Consider the following 15,716-nt stretch of genomic DNA (forward strand, 5'->3'; position numbering starts at 1 on the left):
ACCGTGGAGGTGGACCGTGTCCGCCGGATGAGCTGGCGGAGCCGAGACATCATGGCCATGAACCGACCCTATCGCCTGCGCCTCCTCGGGGCCGGGCGAACGCGCCCCGGGCACACGACGGCCGCCGTTTGTGCAATCCCCACAACGATGGCCCTATCCTCGAGAGCATGTCGACCACGACCGTCTCGCGTGACGAGAACGTCCAGCGCGTCCGTGAGGGCCTCGGGCTGCTCACGAACGCCGCCATGCGCCGCCTCGACGAGGAGGTGAGCTGGTACCGCCAGCTGCCGGCCGAGGACCGCTCCTACGTGGCGCTCGTCGCCCAGAGCGGCATCAACGCGTTCGCGACCTGGTTCGCCGACCCGACCCAGACGCCGCACGGCGTCGGCGAGATGTTCGCCGCCGCTCCCCCGGAGCTGACCAGGTCGATCTCGCTGCAGCACACCCTGCAGCTGGTGCGCCTGATGGTCGACGTCGTGGAGTCCTACTCGGACCAGATCGCCGCCCCAGGGTACGAGCGCGAGCTGCGCGAGGCCGTCCTGCGCTACTCGCGCGAGGTCGCGTTCTCCGCGGCCGAGGTCTACGCCCGCGCCGCCGAGGTCCGCGGCGCCTGGGACGCCCGTCTGGAGGCCCTGGCCGTGGACGCGCTCGTGCGCGGGGACACCGACGACGCGCTGCGCTCGCGCATCTCCGCGCTGGGGTGGAGCGGGCGCGGCCAGGTGCTGGTCGTGGTCGGCGAGGCGCTCGACGGGCTGGACGACGTCGGCACCGCCGAGCTGCGCCGGGCCGCCCGGCGGGCCGCGGGCGACACGCTCGTCGGCATCCACGGCGACCGGCTGGTGCTGGTCCTGGGCGGGGACACCGACCTGGTCGCCGCCGCCACCAGCCTCATCGGCCGGTTCGGGCCCGGACCCGTCGTCTTCGGGCCGGTGGTGCCCACGATCGCCGAGGCCACGGCGTCGGCGCGCTCCGCCCTGGCCGGACTCGCCGCCGCCGCCGCCTGGCCGCAGGCCCCCCGGCCGGTCCTGGCCGACGACCTGCTGCCCGAACGGGTGCTCACCGGGGACCAGGAGGCCCGCCGGACCCTCGTCGCCCAGGCGTACCTGCCGTTGCAGCAGGCCACGGGTGCGGTCCTGGAGACGCTCTCCGCCTACCTCGGTACCGGCCGCTCCCTGGAGGCGGCGGCCCGTCGTCTGTACGTCCACCCCAACACCGTGCGCTACCGGTTGCGCAAGGTGTCCGAGATCACCGGCTGGGACCCCCTGGACGCCCGCGAGTCGTTCGTGCTGCAGATCGCCCTCGCGCTGGGACAGCTCGACGACGCCCCCTGATTGCCGATTCCCACAACCGGCGGTGGCCAGGTTGGTGCACGTCGCGACGCTCGGGGTCAGAACCCAGGTGGCACCGTGGTGTCGTGCTCGCCGTCGTCTGCCCTGGACAGGGCTCTCAGAACCCCGGGATGCTCAGCCCCTGGCTGGAGCTGCCCGGCACCGCCGACCTGCTCGACTCCTTCTCGGCCGCGGCCGGGACCGACCTGACCCGGCACGGGACCACGTCGGACGCGGAGACGATCCGGGACACCGCCGTCGCCCAGCCGCTGATCGTGTCGGCCTCCCTGCTCGCGCTGCGCACGATCCTCGACGGCCGCGACACGGCCGAGGTCGTCGACGTCACGGCCGGGCACTCCGTCGGTGAGCTCGCCGCCGCCGCCGTCGCCGGCGCGCTGGACGACGCCGGGGCGGTCGGGCTGGTCTCGCACCGCGGACGAGCCATGGCGGACGCCGCGGCCGCGTCGCCGTCGGGCATGAGCGCGGTCGTCGGGGGCGACCCCGAGGACGTCCTGGCCGCCATCGAGGCGGCCGGCCTGTTCCCCGCCAACGTCAACGGCGGCGGCCAGGTCGTCGCCGCCGGGTCCCGGGAGGGGCTCGCCGCGCTGGCCGAGCAGCCCCCGGCCCGGACGCGCGTCGTGCCGCTGCCGGTCGCCGGCGCGTTCCACACCCCGTACATGGAGCCGGCCCGCGGACGCTTCGAGCAGGTCGCCACCACGTGGCTGGCCACCGACCCGCGCCTGCCGCTGCTCAGCAACGCGGACGGCGCCGACTACGGCTCCCTGGGCGAGGGCTCGCACGGCCACGGCCGCTCCGCCGACCTGCTCGCCCGCCTCACCGCCCAGATCACCGCGCCCGTGCGCTGGGACCTGTGCCAGGTCTCCCTCGCCGACCGCGGCGTGACAGGACTGCTCGAGCTGGCCCCCGGCGGTGTCCTGGCGGGCCTGGCCAAGCGTTCCCTGAAGGGCGTCGAGTCCGTCGCCGTGAAGACCCCCGACGACGTCGAGGCCGCCCGCGACCTGATCTCCCGCCACTCGGCCGTCGGCGGCGCGGCATGAGCGCACGGGCGCTGCGCCAGGGCGCGCCGGTGCTCCACTCGCGCATCCTGGGCATCGGCGGCGAGCGCGGCAGCCGCGCCGTCACGAACGACGAGATCGCCGGCCCGATCGACTCCTCGGACGAGTGGATCCGCCAGCGCACCGGCATCGTCACGCGCCGACGCGCCACGGACGACGTCGAGGTCCTGGACCTGGCCGAGGCCGCGGCCCGCCGCGCGATGGACGCCGCCGGCGTGACCGGCGCGGAGATCGACACGATCATCCTGTCGACCATCACGTACTACCACCAGACGCCCTCGGGCGCGGCGGTGCTGGCCGACCGGCTGGGCGCCTCGCCGGCCGCGGCCTACGACATCTCGGCGGCCTGCGCCGGGTACGCCTACGGCGTCGGGCAGGCCGACGCGCTCGTCCGTGCCGGGGCGGCGCGGCACGTGCTGGTCATCGGTGCCGAGAAGCTGAGCGACATCATCGACCCCACCGACCGGTCGATCTCGTTCCTCCTCGGCGACGGCGCCGGGGCCGTCGTGGTCGGCCCCTCCGACACCCCGGGCATCGGCCCGACGGTGTGGGGGTCGGACGGCTCCCGCTCGCAGGCGATCCGCCAGACGCACTCCTGGAAGGAGCTGCGCCAGGACCCCGACCTCGGCTGGCCCACGCTGCGCCAGGACGGCCCGACCGTGTTCAAGTGGGCGAGCTTCCAGATGGCGCCCGTGGCCGCGAAGGCCATGGCCGAGGCCGGCGTGGAGCCGCAGGACATCCAGGTCTTCGCCCCGCACCAGGCGAACATGCGGATCATCGACCAGATGGTCAAGCAGCTCGGCCTGCCCGACCACGTCGTGGTCGCCCGGGACATCGCCGAGACCGGCAACACCTCGGCGGCCTCGATCCCGCTGGCCCTGGACCGCCTCCTGGCGGAGGGCCAGGCCCGTTCCGGCGACCTGGCGCTGCAGATCGGCTTCGGCGCCGGCCTGGTGTACGCCGCGCAGGTGGTCGTGCTGCCGTAACACCCGCCCCGTAGAGTCCGACCCTGGTGGTGCGCAAGAATCGCACCGCCGCATCCCGACCTGGTGCCGGAGGACCGGTACCCCGTTCAAGGAGAGAAGCACCCCATGGCTCACACTTCTTCCGAGATCCTCGACGGCCTCGCCGAGATCGTCGCCGAGGAGACCGGCCTGCCGACGGACACCGTCACGGCCGAGAAGTCCTTCACCGACGACCTCGACATCGACTCGCTGTCGATGATGACCATCGTGACCCACGCCGAGGACAAGTTCGGCGTCCGCATCCCGGACGACGAGGTCAAGAACCTCACCACCGTCGGCGACGCCGTCACCTACATCGAGGGCGCGCAGAGCTGACCCGGCTCCCCCGCCCGCGCGGGCAGGCCGGCCCTGCCGGTCTGCCCGCGTCGCCCGTCCACCGCCGACCTTCGTTCTCAGGAGCACCGTCATGACCGCCCCAGCCTCGCGCGACGTCGTCGTCACCGGCCTCGGCGCCACCACCCCGCTCGGCGGGGACGCACCCTCGACGTGGGCGGCCGCGCTCGCCGGCGAGTCCGGTGCGCGCACGATGGACAACGACTGGTCGGAGAAGTACGGCATCCCCGTCACCTTCGCCGCGACGATCAAGGAGCAGCCCTCCGAGAAGCTGTCGCGCCCGGAGATGAAGCGGATGGACCCCTCGACCCAGTACGCGATGATCGCCGCGCGGGAGGCCTGGCAGGACGCCGGCGCCCCCGAGGTCGACGGCGAGCGGCTCGGTGCGGTGGTGTCCTCCGGCATCGGTGGCATCTGGACCACGCTGGACGCCTGGGACACGCTGCAGGAGCGGGGCGCGCGTCGCGTGCTGCCGATGACGGTCCCCATGCTCATGCCGAACTCCCCGGCCGCCTACGTCTCCCTCGAGCTCGGCGCCCAGGCCGGTGCGCACGCACTGGTCTCCGCCTGCGCCTCCGGTGCCGAGGCGATCGGTTACGGCATCGACATGATCCGTGCGGGCCGGGCCGACGTCGTCGTCTGCGGCGGCACCGAGGCCACGATCCACCCGATGCCGATCGCCGCCTTCGCGGCCTCGCGCACCCTCTCGCTGCGCAACGACGACCCGCAGGGCGCGTCACGGCCGTACGACGTCGACCGGGACGGGTTCGTCATCGGCGAGGGCGCGGCGGTCGTGGTGCTGGAGAGCGCCGAGCACGCTGCCGCCCGCGGCGCCCGCGTCTACGCGAAGATGGCCGGCGTGGGACTGTCCTCCGACGCCTACCACATCACCTCCCCCGACCCGGAGGGCAAGGGCCAGGTCGCGGCGATGCGCCGGTCGCTGGCGGACGCCGACGTCGACGGGGCGGAGGTCGTGCACGTCAACGCCCACGCCACGTCCACGAAGGTCGGCGACCTCACCGAGACGCGGTCGATCCGCACCGTGCTCGGCGACGACACCGACCACGTGCGGCTGTCCGCCACGAAGTCGATGACGGGCCACCTGCTCGGCGGCGCCGGTGCCCTGGAGGCGCTGTTCACGATCAAGGCGGTGCACGAGCGCCTCGCCCCGCCGACGATCAACGTCGTCACCCCCGACCCGGAGCTGCAGGTCCCGCTCGTCCGCGACGAGCCGGCGACGCTGCCCGACGGCGACATCGCCGCCGTCAACAACTCCTTCGGGTTCGGTGGGCACAACGTGGCGCTGACCGTGACCAACGCCTGAGCGTCCCCCCACCCACGACGGCGCCCCACCGGTTCGAGCGAACCGGTGGGGCGCCGTCGTGCACGGAACCTCCGAACCCGCCAGGGGCGGGCGCGCGACTACCCGACGCGGTGCAGCCAGCGCACGGGAGCACCCGCACCCGCGTAGCGGAACGGCTCGAGCTCGTCGTCCCAGGCGCTGCCGAGGGCGAGGTCCATCGCCTCGCGCAGGGCGCGCGGGTCGGACGAGGACTCCATGGCGCTGCGGACGCGGTCCTCGGGCAGGACCACGTTGCCGTGCACGTCGGTGACGGCATGGAAGATGCCGAGGTCCGGGGTGTGCGACCAGCGGGCGCCGTCGCTGCCGTGGCTCGCCTCCTCGGTGACCTCGTAGCGCAGGTGCTCCCAGCCGCGCAGGGCGGACGCCAGGCGGGCGCCCGTGCCCTGGGCTCCCTGCCACGCGTGCTCGGCGCGGTACAGGCCTCGCCCGGCGGGCTGAGGGGTCCAGTCCAACGAGACGTCAGTGCTCAGCACGTTGCCCGCCGCCCACTCGAGGTGGGGGCACAACGCGCGTGGCGCCGAGTGCACGAAAAGCACACCGCGGGTGATGACACCAGCCATGTTGTCCTCCCTGGTTCCGAGATCCGTCTTCCCCTACGTCCTCGGTAGCCACGAAGTTCCTGGTCAGGCCATCTTTTGCGGCGTGTCGTCTTGCTTCTCGGACACATACTGCCGCAGCGTCGGGGAACACGCGAGAGTGATTCGGACATTTGAGGCCGCTCAGAGGCGCTCGCGCAGCTCCCGCATCGCCTTCTTCCGGACGCTGCGCTCCAGCCGGTCCAGGTAGAGCTTGCCGTCCAGGTGGTCGCACTCGTGCTGCAGGGCCCGGGCCATGAGGTCGGTCCCCTCGACGACGACCTCGTTGCCGTCGAGGTTGATCCCCTCGACCCGGGCGTACCAGGCGCGTGTCGTCGGGTAGAACAGGCCGGGCACCGAGAGGCAGCCCTCGTCGCCGTCCTGGAGCTCCTCGGAGACGTCGACCAACCGCGGGTTGAGGACGTAGCCGAGGTCGTCGTCGACGTTCCAGGCGAACGCCCTCAGGTTGACGCCGATCTGGTTCGCGGCCAGGCCGGCGCGACCCTCGGTGTCCACGGTCTCGAGCAGGTCCGCGACGAGACCCCGCACGCGGTCGTCGATCGTCGTGATCTCTTCGCACGCCGTCCGCAGCACGGGGTCGGGCACCACCCGGATCTCTCGCATCGCCATGGCGGACATTCTTCCACGGCGCCACGCTGACCAGCGCCGCCACGGACTCCGGGCGGGCCGCCGTCACAAGGGCTCCACACGGCGCTTCCGGTAGGCTCACCGCCGCGCCCCGTTAGCTCAGTCGGTCAGAGCAGTCGACTCATAATCGATCGGTCGCCGGTTCAAGTCCGGCACGGGGCACCACCGGACGCGCGACGTCGGGCCACTACTTCTTGAAGGCGTCCTTGACGTCGTCGCCCGCCTGCTTGAGGTTCGCCTGCGACTGCTCGGCCTCGCCCTCGGCACGCATCTCCTCGTCGTCGGAGGCCTTGCCGACGGACTCCTTGACCTTGCCCGCCGCTTCCTCGGCCATGTGCTTGGCCTTGTGTCCCCTGCTCATGTCGGACCTCCTCGTCCTCGGAGGTCCGACGATACGGGCGCCGACGGACCGTCGCACCTGGACGGTCGCACCCTGACCGGGTCGCGTCTCGGGCACAGGCCGCTCGACCAGTACCGTGGGCGCATGTTCGCCAGCCGTCGCCAGCAGCCGCCCGCCGTGCGCCAGGTCGTGCCCCTGACCCGTGGCGAGCGCCTGCTCGCGAGCGCCGAGACCTCCGACGGCGGCTGGATGGTCGCCACCACGGCGGACCTCGTCGTCGTCGCGGCGGCGGACGACGGCCCCGCCGTGTCGCTGCGCCGCCCCTGGTGCGACGTCGACCGGGCGGCCTTCGACCCCGAGCGGTCGATCCTCACCGTCGAGTGGGTCGACGCGGCACCGGATCTCCGCCCGATGCTCTCCGACGCGGCCGGCTCGAACCTGCCCGCCGTCGTGCGCGAGCGGGTCCTGTGGTCCGTGGTGCTGGCCGAGACCGTCGACGTCCCCGGCGGCACGGTGCGCGTCGCGGTACGCCGCCGTCTCGACGGCACCCTGTTCTCCCAGGCGGTGGCGGGCGACGGTGTCGACCTGTCCCGCGCCGACGTGGCGAACGTGGTGGACGCCACGGAATCGAGGGTCCGAGGGGCGTGCGGACTACCCGGGTAGACCTGGTAAGGTTCTTCACGGTTCGGCGCTCCGGAGGAGCCTCGGGCCCTCGATCCCGCGTAGCTCAGCTGGCAGAGCATCCGACTGTTAATCGGACGGTCACTGGTTCAAGTCCAGTCGCGGGAGCCCCGCAGAAAGGCCCCTGACCTGCAGGTCAGGGGCCTTTCTCATGCGCTGTGCGCCGGTCGGTCAGCCTGCGCGCTCGGCCTCGCGGGCCTGACGTGCGGCGTCGATCTCGGACGTCGCGCCGGCCGTGGACAGCTCTCCCCCGGCGGTCTCCAGGTGGGCCCGGACGAACCAGTGGAACTGCTCCAGCTCACGCAGGTTGCCGATCAGCAGGTCGTTGGTGACGTCGTCGAGCTCAGCCGTCGTCTCGGCCGCCTGACGGTGCGCGGCGATGACACCCTGGTACACCTCGTCGAGCGCCCCGAGGTGCTCGATGGTCGTGGCCCGTCCCAGGTGGTAGTCCTCCCAGGTGCGGTGCGCCACCAGCGCGCCCGGGGTCCCCTGCGGGACCCCGCCCAGCGTCGCGATCCGTTCAGCCACGTCGTCCGCCATCAGCCGCACGGCGTCGACCTGCGGGTCGAGCATCTCGTGCACGGCGATGAAGTGGGGGCCGACGACGTTCCAGTGGACGTGCTTGAGCGTCAGGTGGAGGTCCGTCAACGAGTTGAGCCGGTCCTGCAGGATGTCAGCGACCCGGGCACCGTTCTCGGCGGTCATCGAGGGCACCGTGTAGGTGGGGTCGTGAGTACCGTCAGCCATCTGATCTCCTTCGCTCGGTCGTCCCCCCATGCTGGCCCCCCGACCCATCGACCGCGACCCGAGGACGACAGGCGTACGGTGAACGTATGAGCGAGGACGACCTGATCGCCGGCATCCCCCAGGAGGATCCTGCGGTGCGTGACGCGTTGGCCACCGCCGAGGAGTGGATCGGCGCGGAGATCCAGGGCGTCGCCGTCGGGGAGACGGCCCAGGGTGAACCGTGCGTCGTGGTCTACGCGCCGGACCCGGAGTCGCCGGCCGTGCGCGAGCTGCCCTCCTCGCTGAACGACATCCCCGTGCGCGTCGAGGCCGGCGGCCCCTTCCTCGCGGAGTAGCGAGTCCGGGACCGACGGCACCGCGCGGCCTTGTCACGGCCAGATGCGCACACCCAGCAGGATCTGGACGTAGGCGATCGGGTTGATGATCGTGGCCGTGCTGGACCCGGCGAACAGCAGCCCCACGGGGTTGTTGTCCAGGTCGAGCACCAGCGATCCCGAGTCACCACCGGCCGACATGTCCGAGGTGACGATCTGCTTGCCGAACTTCGCGACCTTGCCCCCGCCGTAGTTGACGTTCACGGTGGCGTTGAGCGCGGTGACCCGGCCGGTGGTGAAGTGCGTGGTGCGACCGGTCTTCTTCACCAGCATGCCGACCTCCGCCGCCTTGACGAGCGACCGCGGGTAGCCGGACCAGTAGATGTCCCGGTCGATGGTGTCGAACGGGATCTCCGCGATCGCCGCGTCGACGTAGTTGACGGTCCCGTCGAAGCGGATCGGCACGTAGCGCGCCAGCCGGCCCACCACGTCGGCCGGGTAGGTCCCGCCGTCGTACGCCCCCGGCTGGATGATCGGGTCGCCGATCCGGGCGTCGTTGGAGTTGGCGAGCACGTGGTTGTTGCTCAGCGCGTAGTAGTGCGGCGGCTTGCCGGGCACGGTGTTCCGCAGGTCGTAGGCACCGGCACCGAGCGTGCCCGCCGTGACCTTCAGGTGCCCGATGCTGTAGCCGGGCCGCACCGGACGGACCCGCTTGGCCAGCTTCTGCACGCCCGCCTCCATGGCGGGTTCGGCGTCTCCCCCGGCGACGAGCGGGCCGACCTCGAGCACGTCGGTCGGCGCACCCCCGACGGTCTTCGGGACTCCCTTGCCGGACAGCATCTCGGCCGGCAGCTTCTGCTCGACCAGCACCATCACGCTCGGCTTGTCCGTCTGGGTCCCGCCGGTGATCTTGAAGCCGAGTCCCACCCCCACCACGTTCTCCGTGGCGAGCAGGTCGTCCTCGGCCGAGTCCCGCTTCGAGGCGATGCCGGAGAGCGCCTCCGGTACGTCCGGTTCGAGGTCGAACATCTCGTCGTTCATGATTCCCTCCCCGAGGAGCCCGGAACGCCGGCCCGGGTGGGCCGCGACGTCGCTCCGGCACCCCTAGCAGGAAGGAGGGGCCCTCGGGTGTCCCGATACCCGGGTCGGGGGTGAATCAGACGCTCTCGCGCAGCTCGCGGCGTTCCTTCTCGATCGCGACGAGCTCCTCGAACGCGGCACGGTAGGCGTCGGGGTCCGCCGTGGCGTCGAGCCGCTGCACGCGGCTCTTGGCGTCCGCGATCCGCCGGGTCAGCCCCAGGTCGGCGACCTTGCGCACGACGTCGGCCACGAACGCGGCGATCGCGCTCTCGCGGTCCTCGGGCACCGGCGCGACCGCCAGCTCGGTCACCAGCGGCGACACCGCGTCGCCGGCTTCCTCCACGACGGTCTCGACCCACCGGTTCCCGCCCAGACCGGCGCCGGTCCGCACTCCCCCGGCCGCGCGGATCGCGGCGTGCACCGCCCGCCACGCGGGGGTGGCGAAGGCGTCGGGGCCCAGGTCGTCGAACGTCACCGGCACGTGCTGCGGGTACTGCAGCACCACCACGAGGGCGAGCCGCTCGATGCGTGCCACCGGGTCGGCGGGGTCGGGGGCGCTGAGCACCGGGCCGGACACCACCGACTCGCCGTCCGCGGGGCCGAGTGCACGCTCGGGCCGTGCGGTCCGCTCCTCGCGCCGTCGGGCGGGGCCCGGGGTGCTGTGCGCCCGGCTGACCTCGCGGCGCACCTCGTCGGTGTCGATGCCGATCCACCGGGCGAGCAGACGCGCGTAGCCGAGCTGCATCGACCGGTCGCGGATCCCCGCGACCACCGGTGCCGCGGCCCGCAGCGCGTTGACGCGCCCTTCGACCGTGTCGAGGTCGAAACCGTCGAGCGTCGTGCGGATGACGAACTCGAACAGCGGGACGCGCTTGTCGACGAGGGTGCGCACCGCGTCGGGGCCGCGCTGCATGCGCAGGTCGCACGGGTCCAGGCCGGTCGGTTCGACGGCGACGAAGGTCTGGGCGTGGAAGCGCTGGTCCTCGCCGAACGCGCGCATCGCGGCCTTCTGACCGGCCGCGTCCCCGTCGAAGGTGAAGATGATCTCGCCGCCCAGCGACGCACCCGAGGCGAGCTGCAGGCCGCCGCCGGCGGTGGTGTCGCCGAGCAGACGCCGCACCACCTTGGCATGGTCGGCGCCGAACGCGGTGCCGCACGTCGCCACCGCGGTGTCCACCCCGGACAGGTGGGCGGCCATCACGTCGGTGTACCCCTCGACGATGACCACCCGCTTGTTCTGGGCGATGGCGCGTTTGGCCAGGTCGATGCCGTAGAGGACCTGCGCCTTCTTGTACAGGGTCGTCTCGGGGGTGTTGAGGTACTTGGGGCCGGGGTCGTCGTCGAAGAGCTTGCGGGCGCCGAACCCGATGACCGCCCCGGTCACGTCGCGGATCGGCCACACCAGCCGGCCGCGGAACCGGTCGTAGATGCCGCGCTGGCCCTGGCTGACCAGCCCCGAGGCGACGAGCTCGGCCTGGGTGAACCCGCGGCTCTGCAGGTGCCGCATCAGGGCGTCCCACCCGGTCGGGGCGAACCCCAGCCCGAACGTCTCGGCGTCGGCCCGCTCGAAGCTGCGCTCGGCGAGGAACGCCCGTGCCGCCTGGGCACCGGGGGCGAAGAGCTGTTCGGCGTAGAACTGCGCCGCCACGCGGTGCGCCTCGAGCAGGCGCTGCCGACGGCCCGGCTCCTCGCGGGGGCCCCGCTGCGCCGCCGCACCGGTGCGGGAGTCCTCGTAGTGCAGCTCGACGCCGACCTTGTCCGCCAGGTACTCGACGGCGTCGGTGAACCCCATCCCGTCGATCTTCTGCACGAACGAGATGACGTCGCCGCCCTCGCCACACCCGAAGCAGTGCCAGCGGCCCACGCCCGGACGCACGTGGAAGGAGGGGGTGCGCTCGTCGTGGAAGGGGCACAACCCCTTCATCGAGCCGACGCCCGCGTTCTTGAGGGTGACGTGCTGGCCGACGATCTCGTCGATCCGCGCGCGGTCGCGGACGGCGTCCACGTCGTCTCGCTTGATCAGGCCTGCCACGGGCGCGAGTCTATGCCCCCGCAGTCAGTCGTCGCCGCGCACCAGGCGGCCGTGCATCTGGACCGCCGAGACGTCGGTGAGCGAGGCCACCTGGTCGACGACGACCCGCAGCCGCGCGGCGTCGTCGGGGGCCTCGTGCCAGTCCGCGGCGAACTGCGGCTCCAGCGCCGTCGGGGCACGGTCACCGAGGACCTTGACCAGGTCGGCGACGATCTCGCGCTGCGCGGCGTACAGCGGTTCGGACTCCCGCGGCGCCATGACGTAGGTGACCGCGACACCCTTGAGCGCCAGGATCTCGTCGGCCGTCTCCGGCGGGACGACGAGCTGGGCCGAGTACCGCGTCAGCGGCCCGTCCCCGTACTCCTCGCGGGTGGCGCGCTGGGCAGAGCCGCTGAACCGCCCGATGAGCTGGCTGGTGGCGTCCTTGAGCCGGGCGAGGGCTCCCCGCGATCCGTCGAAGTCGGTCACGAGGTAGCCGGTGTCCCGCAGCCGGCACAGCGCGGCGTCGAGGGCGTCGGCGTCGTGCCACGTGCCGTACCAGGACCGCACGTGCTCGACGATGCGCGCCCGCTCGGACTCGTCGTCGAGCAGGCGCAGGTCGAGGCGGCTGCCGACGACGGCGTCCTCGACGTCGTGCACGGAGTAGCTGATGTCGTCGGCGAGGTCCATGACCTGCGCCTCCATGCAGCGCACCATGGACCGCGGCGCGCCCTGCCGGAGCCAGTCGAACACCGGGGCGTCGTCGGGGTAGACACCGAACTTGCCGGTCGTCGACCCGTCGGGGCGAGGCGGCCCCTCGTGCAGACGCCAGGGGTACTTCACCGAGGCGTCCAGCGACGCCCGGGTCAGGTTGAGGCCGCGGGGTGCGCCGTCGGCCTCCAGGATCTTGGGCTCGAGGCGGGTGAGCAGCCGCAGGGTCTGGGCGTTGCCCTCGAACCCCCCGATGTCGGCGGCGAGCTCGGCCAGCACGCGTTCACCGTTGTGCCCGAACGGCGGGTGCCCCAGGTCGTGCGTGAGGCAGGCGGTGTCGACGAGGTCGGGGTCGCAGCCCAGCGCGCGGCCCATCTCGCGGCCGACCTGCGCCACCTCCAGGGAGTGCGTCAGCCGGGTGCGCACGAAGTCGTCGCTGCCGGGCGTGAGCACCTGGGTCTTGGCGCCGAGACGACGCAGGCCCGAGGAGTGGACCACCCGGGCCCGGTCGCGCTCGAACGGGGTGCGGTCCTTGGACTTGGGCGGCTCGGCGGCCCAGCGCTCGGTGTCGGCGTCCGTGTACGACGCCGGCCCCTCCTCGCCGGGGGCAGGACGCGGCCCGGTGCCGACCACGTCCGGGTCGAAGGCCTCCTGCGAGAACGTCTGCACGAGGGGAAGCCTACCGAGCGCCGCCCACGGGCTCGACGGCGTGCCGGCTGCGGTGGACGGCGGTGCGCAGCTCGCGCTCCCACGGCCCGTACTGCGGCATGTCCAGGTGGCGGGCGACGGCCAGCTCGGCCTCCACGTCGTACGGCAGACGGACGACCTGCAGGCCGAACGGCGCGGGGTCCGGTCCGGGGACTCCCTCGAGGACGACGTAGGCCGCCGACGGCTCGTCGAGGGCGTTGCCGACGCTGCCGGCGTTGAACAGCGTGCGGCCGCGCCGGGTGCGCTGATAGGCGGCGTGGACGTCGCCGTATCCGACCAGGTCGGGCTCCGGCCCCGGTCCCGTCAGGTCCGTGGCGGCGAACATGCCGGCGAACTCCTCCCGGGTGTGGTCGACGTGCACGCGCGTGTGCACGCTCGCCGCCGAGGCGTGGAAGAGCCGGATCCGTCGTCCGGAGAGCTGCAGGTCGTGGCACAGCGGACGACGGCGGATCAGCTCGCGCTGGTCGGGGCGCAGCTCGTCGCGCCACCACACCATCTCCGGCGGGCCGTCGTCGGGGATGTCGGGCAGGAACTCGTCCCAGTTCCCGCGGACGTTCACCTCGCAGACCTGCTCGGTCCGGTCCACGACGGCGCTGGCGCGCGGGCCCTTGCCCACGTCGTCCCCGAGGTTGAGGACCCGCGTGATCCCGCGGGCGGAGATGTCCGCGAGGACGGTCTCGAGCGCCGTGAGGTTGCCGTGCACGTCGGAGAGGATCGCGATCTGCTCGGTGGCCACGGCCCGAGCCTCCCACAGGGTGCGGGCCGTCACGCTTGACCTTTCCCCCGGGTCAAGGAGTCTTCTGGTGCCGGCCCGTTCGAGACTCGCACGGCGACCAGGAGGAACGACGATGACGACATGCACGATCGAGCAGTGGTCCGAGCGCCACTGGGTCGGTATCCCCGTGACGGCCGAGCTCTCGCGGTGGGACCGCGTCAACGCTCTCGTGCCGCAGGTCTTCGCCGCCCTGGCGGCGGCGGGCCACGAGCCGCTGGGAGGGCCGATCTACCAGTACCACCGGTTGCGGACGGTGGCCGACCCGATGGACGTCACCGTGTCCGTCCCGGTCGCGGCCCCCGTGCAGCTGGGTACGGGATTCGACACCGGGACGCTCCCGGCGGGCCGCTACCTCGTGGCGCGGCCGCACGGCGGACCGGACGCGCTGGCCCAGACCCACCGGGACATGGGCGACTGGGCGGGCCAGCAGGGTCTGGAGCTCGCCGTCGACGAGGAGGCCGACAGCATCCGGTGGCACGTCCGCACCGAGCAGTTCCTCACGGACCCGCAGACGGAGCCGGACCGGAGCAGGTGGACGGTCGAGGTCGCATACTTGCTGAGGTGAGCGAGCACAGCACCCGGATGCCCATCGGCGAGTTCGGCCGCGTCACCTGGCTCTCGCCGCGGGCGTTGCGCCTCTACGAACGCCGGGGCCTCCTGACGCCCGAGGTCGTCGACCAGTTCACGGGCTACCGCTACTACGGGATCGCCCAGGCCGACCGTGCCCGGCTCATCGCGTTACTCCGCCGGGCGGGGATGCCTCTGGACCGGATCGGCGACGTCCTGGACGCCGACCCGCGCCGGCGCTCGGACCTCGTCGCCGCGTACCGGGAGGACGCCGCCCGGCAGCACGCGCGGACCGTCGCGCTGCTCGACGACCTCATCGACGACCTCGACGGCGACCGCTCGCACCCGACGCGGTCGCATCCCCCGGTGGAGAGACGTGACGTCCCGGCGCAGGTGTTCCTCTCCCGCACCGTGCGCACCACGGCCGCCGACCTTCCCCGGCACGTCGAGGTCGCTGCGACCGAGCTGTCACGGCGGGCAGGCTCCTCCCGCGACGAGGACCGACCCCTCGTGGTCGTCTACCACGGCGAGGTGAGCTGGGAGTCCGACGGGCCGATCGACGTGCGCGTGCCCGTGCACCCCGACTCCGGCGTGGACGGCACCGAGGTCGAACCGGCCGGGTCGGAGATGTTCGTCGCCGTACCGTACGGCGCCGTCCAGTTCCCGACGATCCTCGGCGCCTTCGACGCCGTCCGTGCGGCCGCGACGGTCCAGGACCGCCGACCGCTCGGCCCGCCGCGGGAGATCTACCGGCAGGGCGACCCGTTCCGCTGCGAGGTGGCTCAGCCGTATGCCGTGACCCGCGTGGGCGCCGCCGATGGCTACGCCCGTCCGGTGCGCTCCAGGACGCCGCGCAGGTAGGCGATCTGCGCGGCGTGCTCCAGGGAGTCCAGGCCGACGCTGACCAGCCGGACCCCGCGGGTGACCGGCGGGTCCCAGGCGTCGTCGACCACCTCGTCCAGATCGTCGTCGGTCAGGTGGTCCAGCACGTCCAGGGACTCCGCCGCCACCGCCTCGACGTAGCCCAGGAGCAGGTCGGCCGGTGCCCGGACCCGCGCGACGTCCTCGGCGGTGTGCCCGTACCCGGTGTCGTGCAGCCCGAACGGGAGGTCGAACCGGTCCGCCCAGCCGCGGGCGTACACCTGGTCGCGGCCGACGGCGTCGGCGACCTGGACGTCCTGGTCACGGCCGATGTGCCAGGTCAGCCAGGCGACGGTGTTCGCCGCCGGGTCGAGCCGCTCGGTGAGCGCGGCCTCCGGCAGCCCCGCGACGGCACGCCGCACCGTCGGGAAGATCCGGGAGTACAGGTCCTGCAGCACCGCGATGCCGTGCATGATTCCTCCGTCGCGTCGGGGTCGGTGGTCCCGCAGCCCACCGTGCCGTGGACCGCCGGCCGGCGCGACCGGGCTCCGTGCCGGCTCTGGCGGCCGCGGC

18 protein-coding genes and 2 tRNA genes are annotated in these 15,716 nt (G+C 72.8%); 11 read left to right on the plus strand and 9 right to left on the minus strand.

The window, feature by feature from the left end:
• Positions 1-167: 167 nt before the first annotated feature.
• From Q6350_RS10855 to Q6350_RS10875, 5 genes are all read left to right on the plus strand, one after another.
• Positions 168-1,331 carry a CdaR family transcriptional regulator gene (locus tag Q6350_RS10855; protein WP_171248011.1) on the plus strand — a complete coding sequence of 388 codons (1,164 nt, stop codon included), beginning with the start codon at positions 168-170 and terminating at the stop codon, positions 1,329-1,331.
• 83 nt (positions 1,332-1,414) lie between these two features.
• Positions 1,415-2,386 carry an ACP S-malonyltransferase gene (locus tag Q6350_RS10860; protein ID WP_305066153.1) on the plus strand — a complete coding sequence of 324 codons (972 nt, stop codon included), beginning with the start codon at positions 1,415-1,417 and terminating at the stop codon, positions 2,384-2,386.
• The gene (locus Q6350_RS10865) at positions 2,383-3,390 is read left to right on the plus strand and encodes a beta-ketoacyl-ACP synthase III (RefSeq protein WP_305066154.1); all 1,008 of its coding nucleotides are present in this window, start codon (positions 2,383-2,385) and stop codon (positions 3,388-3,390) included. Before Q6350_RS10860 ends, Q6350_RS10865 begins: the two co-directional genes overlap by 4 nt.
• Positions 3,391-3,495: 105 nt before the next feature.
• Complete coding sequence (locus Q6350_RS10870) at positions 3,496-3,744, plus strand: acyl carrier protein (protein ID WP_171248008.1); 249 nt, start codon at positions 3,496-3,498, stop codon at positions 3,742-3,744.
• 91 nt (positions 3,745-3,835) lie between these two features.
• Positions 3,836-5,086: a beta-ketoacyl synthase gene (locus tag Q6350_RS10875; protein ID WP_304604263.1), complete on the plus strand. Its 1,251-nt coding sequence runs from the start codon at positions 3,836-3,838 to the stop codon at positions 5,084-5,086.
• A gap of 98 nt (positions 5,087-5,184) precedes the next feature.
• On the opposite strand, the gene Q6350_RS10880 is transcribed toward Q6350_RS10875, so the two are convergent.
• Together Q6350_RS10880 and def are read right to left on the minus strand one after the other, a co-directional pair.
• Positions 5,185-5,685 (minus strand): DUF3145 domain-containing protein, encoded by a 501-nt coding sequence (locus Q6350_RS10880; RefSeq protein WP_304604264.1) that lies wholly within the window; start codon positions 5,683-5,685, stop codon positions 5,185-5,187.
• A 159-nt stretch (positions 5,686-5,844) separates the two neighbouring features.
• Complete coding sequence (gene def, locus Q6350_RS10885) at positions 5,845-6,330, minus strand: peptide deformylase (RefSeq protein WP_304604265.1); 486 nt, start codon at positions 6,328-6,330, stop codon at positions 5,845-5,847.
• 106 nt (positions 6,331-6,436) lie between these two features.
• On the opposite strand from def, the gene Q6350_RS10890 reads away from it, so the two are divergent.
• Positions 6,437-6,513, plus strand: a tRNA-Ile gene (locus tag Q6350_RS10890).
• Positions 6,514-6,535: 22 nt separating this feature from the next.
• On the opposite strand, the gene Q6350_RS10895 is transcribed toward Q6350_RS10890, so the two are convergent.
• A complete protein-coding gene (locus Q6350_RS10895) occupies positions 6,536-6,709 on the minus strand; it encodes a CsbD family protein (RefSeq protein WP_171248003.1) in 174 nt (57 codons plus the stop codon).
• A gap of 123 nt (positions 6,710-6,832) precedes the next feature.
• On the opposite strand from Q6350_RS10895, the gene Q6350_RS10900 reads away from it, so the two are divergent.
• A complete protein-coding gene (locus Q6350_RS10900; protein ID WP_304606985.1) occupies positions 6,833-7,351 on the plus strand; it encodes a hypothetical protein in 519 nt (172 codons plus the stop codon).
• A 53-nt stretch (positions 7,352-7,404) separates the two neighbouring features.
• Positions 7,405-7,477, plus strand: a tRNA-Asn gene (locus Q6350_RS10905).
• 63 nt (positions 7,478-7,540) lie between these two features.
• Here the strand turns inward: Q6350_RS10905 and Q6350_RS10910 are convergent.
• Complete coding sequence (locus Q6350_RS10910) at positions 7,541-8,116, minus strand: Dps family protein (RefSeq protein WP_304606984.1); 576 nt, start codon at positions 8,114-8,116, stop codon at positions 7,541-7,543.
• 86 nt (positions 8,117-8,202) lie between these two features.
• Here Q6350_RS10910 and Q6350_RS10915 point away from each other — a divergent pair, with 86 nt between their 5' ends.
• Positions 8,203-8,451: a hypothetical protein gene (locus tag Q6350_RS10915; RefSeq protein WP_171247989.1), complete on the plus strand. Its 249-nt coding sequence runs from the start codon at positions 8,203-8,205 to the stop codon at positions 8,449-8,451.
• Positions 8,452-8,484: 33 nt separating this feature from the next.
• Here Q6350_RS10915 and Q6350_RS10920 read toward each other — a convergent pair whose 3' ends face one another.
• The 4 genes from Q6350_RS10920 to Q6350_RS10935 all read right to left on the minus strand — a co-directional run bounded on the left by Q6350_RS10920 (position 8,485) and on the right by Q6350_RS10935 (position 13,709).
• Positions 8,485-9,471: a trypsin-like peptidase domain-containing protein gene (locus Q6350_RS10920; protein WP_305066156.1), complete on the minus strand. Its 987-nt coding sequence runs from the start codon at positions 9,469-9,471 to the stop codon at positions 8,485-8,487.
• Positions 9,472-9,586: 115 nt separating this feature from the next.
• Positions 9,587-11,542 (minus strand): DNA primase, encoded by a 1,956-nt coding sequence (dnaG, locus tag Q6350_RS10925; RefSeq protein WP_305066158.1) that lies wholly within the window; start codon positions 11,540-11,542, stop codon positions 9,587-9,589.
• A 24-nt stretch (positions 11,543-11,566) separates the two neighbouring features.
• The gene (locus Q6350_RS10930; protein ID WP_305066160.1) at positions 11,567-12,901 is read right to left on the minus strand and encodes a deoxyguanosinetriphosphate triphosphohydrolase; all 1,335 of its coding nucleotides are present in this window, start codon (positions 12,899-12,901) and stop codon (positions 11,567-11,569) included.
• A 10-nt stretch (positions 12,902-12,911) separates the two neighbouring features.
• Positions 12,912-13,709: a metallophosphoesterase gene (locus tag Q6350_RS10935; protein ID WP_304606982.1), complete on the minus strand. Its 798-nt coding sequence runs from the start codon at positions 13,707-13,709 to the stop codon at positions 12,912-12,914.
• A gap of 79 nt (positions 13,710-13,788) precedes the next feature.
• On the opposite strand from Q6350_RS10935, the gene Q6350_RS10940 reads away from it, so the two are divergent.
• Positions 13,789-14,280, plus strand: coding sequence for a GyrI-like domain-containing protein (locus Q6350_RS10940; protein ID WP_304604273.1), 492 nt, complete (start codon positions 13,789-13,791; stop codon positions 14,278-14,280).
• Positions 14,277-15,143 (plus strand): MerR family transcriptional regulator, encoded by an 867-nt coding sequence (locus Q6350_RS10945; protein ID WP_304604274.1) that lies wholly within the window; start codon positions 14,277-14,279, stop codon positions 15,141-15,143. Before Q6350_RS10940 ends, Q6350_RS10945 begins: the two co-directional genes overlap by 4 nt.
• Here Q6350_RS10945 and Q6350_RS10950 read toward each other — a convergent pair.
• The gene (locus Q6350_RS10950) at positions 15,104-15,616 is read right to left on the minus strand and encodes a DinB family protein (protein ID WP_305066164.1); all 513 of its coding nucleotides are present in this window, start codon (positions 15,614-15,616) and stop codon (positions 15,104-15,106) included. The genes Q6350_RS10945 and Q6350_RS10950 overlap by 40 nt on opposite strands.
• Positions 15,617-15,716 lie beyond the last annotated feature (100 nt).

Source organism: Isoptericola sp. b515, from assembly GCF_030588125.1.
GTDB lineage: Bacteria > Actinomycetota > Actinomycetes > Actinomycetales > Cellulomonadaceae > Isoptericola > Isoptericola sediminis.

Coding starts and splice junctions, on each gene's coding strand:
- Q6350_RS10855 (WP_171248011.1), top strand. CDS start 168: ATGTCGACCACGACCGTCTCGCGTGACGAGAACGTCCAGCGCGTCCGT.
- Q6350_RS10865 (WP_305066154.1), top strand. CDS start 2,383: ATGAGCGCACGGGCGCTGCGCCAGGGCGCGCCGGTGCTCCACTCGCGC.
- Q6350_RS10870 (WP_171248008.1), top strand. CDS start 3,496: ATGGCTCACACTTCTTCCGAGATCCTCGACGGCCTCGCCGAGATCGTC.
- Q6350_RS10875 (WP_304604263.1), top strand. CDS start 3,836: ATGACCGCCCCAGCCTCGCGCGACGTCGTCGTCACCGGCCTCGGCGCC.
- Q6350_RS10880 (WP_304604264.1), bottom strand. CDS start 5,685: ATGGCTGGTGTCATCACCCGCGGTGTGCTTTTCGTGCACTCGGCGCCA.
- def (WP_304604265.1), bottom strand. CDS start 6,330: ATGGCGATGCGAGAGATCCGGGTGGTGCCCGACCCCGTGCTGCGGACG.
- Q6350_RS10895 (WP_171248003.1), bottom strand. CDS start 6,709: ATGAGCAGGGGACACAAGGCCAAGCACATGGCCGAGGAAGCGGCGGGC.
- Q6350_RS10900 (WP_304606985.1), top strand. CDS start 6,833: ATGTTCGCCAGCCGTCGCCAGCAGCCGCCCGCCGTGCGCCAGGTCGTG.
- Q6350_RS10910 (WP_304606984.1), bottom strand. CDS start 8,116: ATGGCTGACGGTACTCACGACCCCACCTACACGGTGCCCTCGATGACC.
- Q6350_RS10915 (WP_171247989.1), top strand. CDS start 8,203: ATGAGCGAGGACGACCTGATCGCCGGCATCCCCCAGGAGGATCCTGCG.
- Q6350_RS10920 (WP_305066156.1), bottom strand. CDS start 9,471: ATGAACGACGAGATGTTCGACCTCGAACCGGACGTACCGGAGGCGCTC.
- Q6350_RS10940 (WP_304604273.1), top strand. CDS start 13,789: ATGACGACATGCACGATCGAGCAGTGGTCCGAGCGCCACTGGGTCGGT.
- Q6350_RS10950 (WP_305066164.1), bottom strand. CDS start 15,616: ATGCACGGCATCGCGGTGCTGCAGGACCTGTACTCCCGGATCTTCCCG.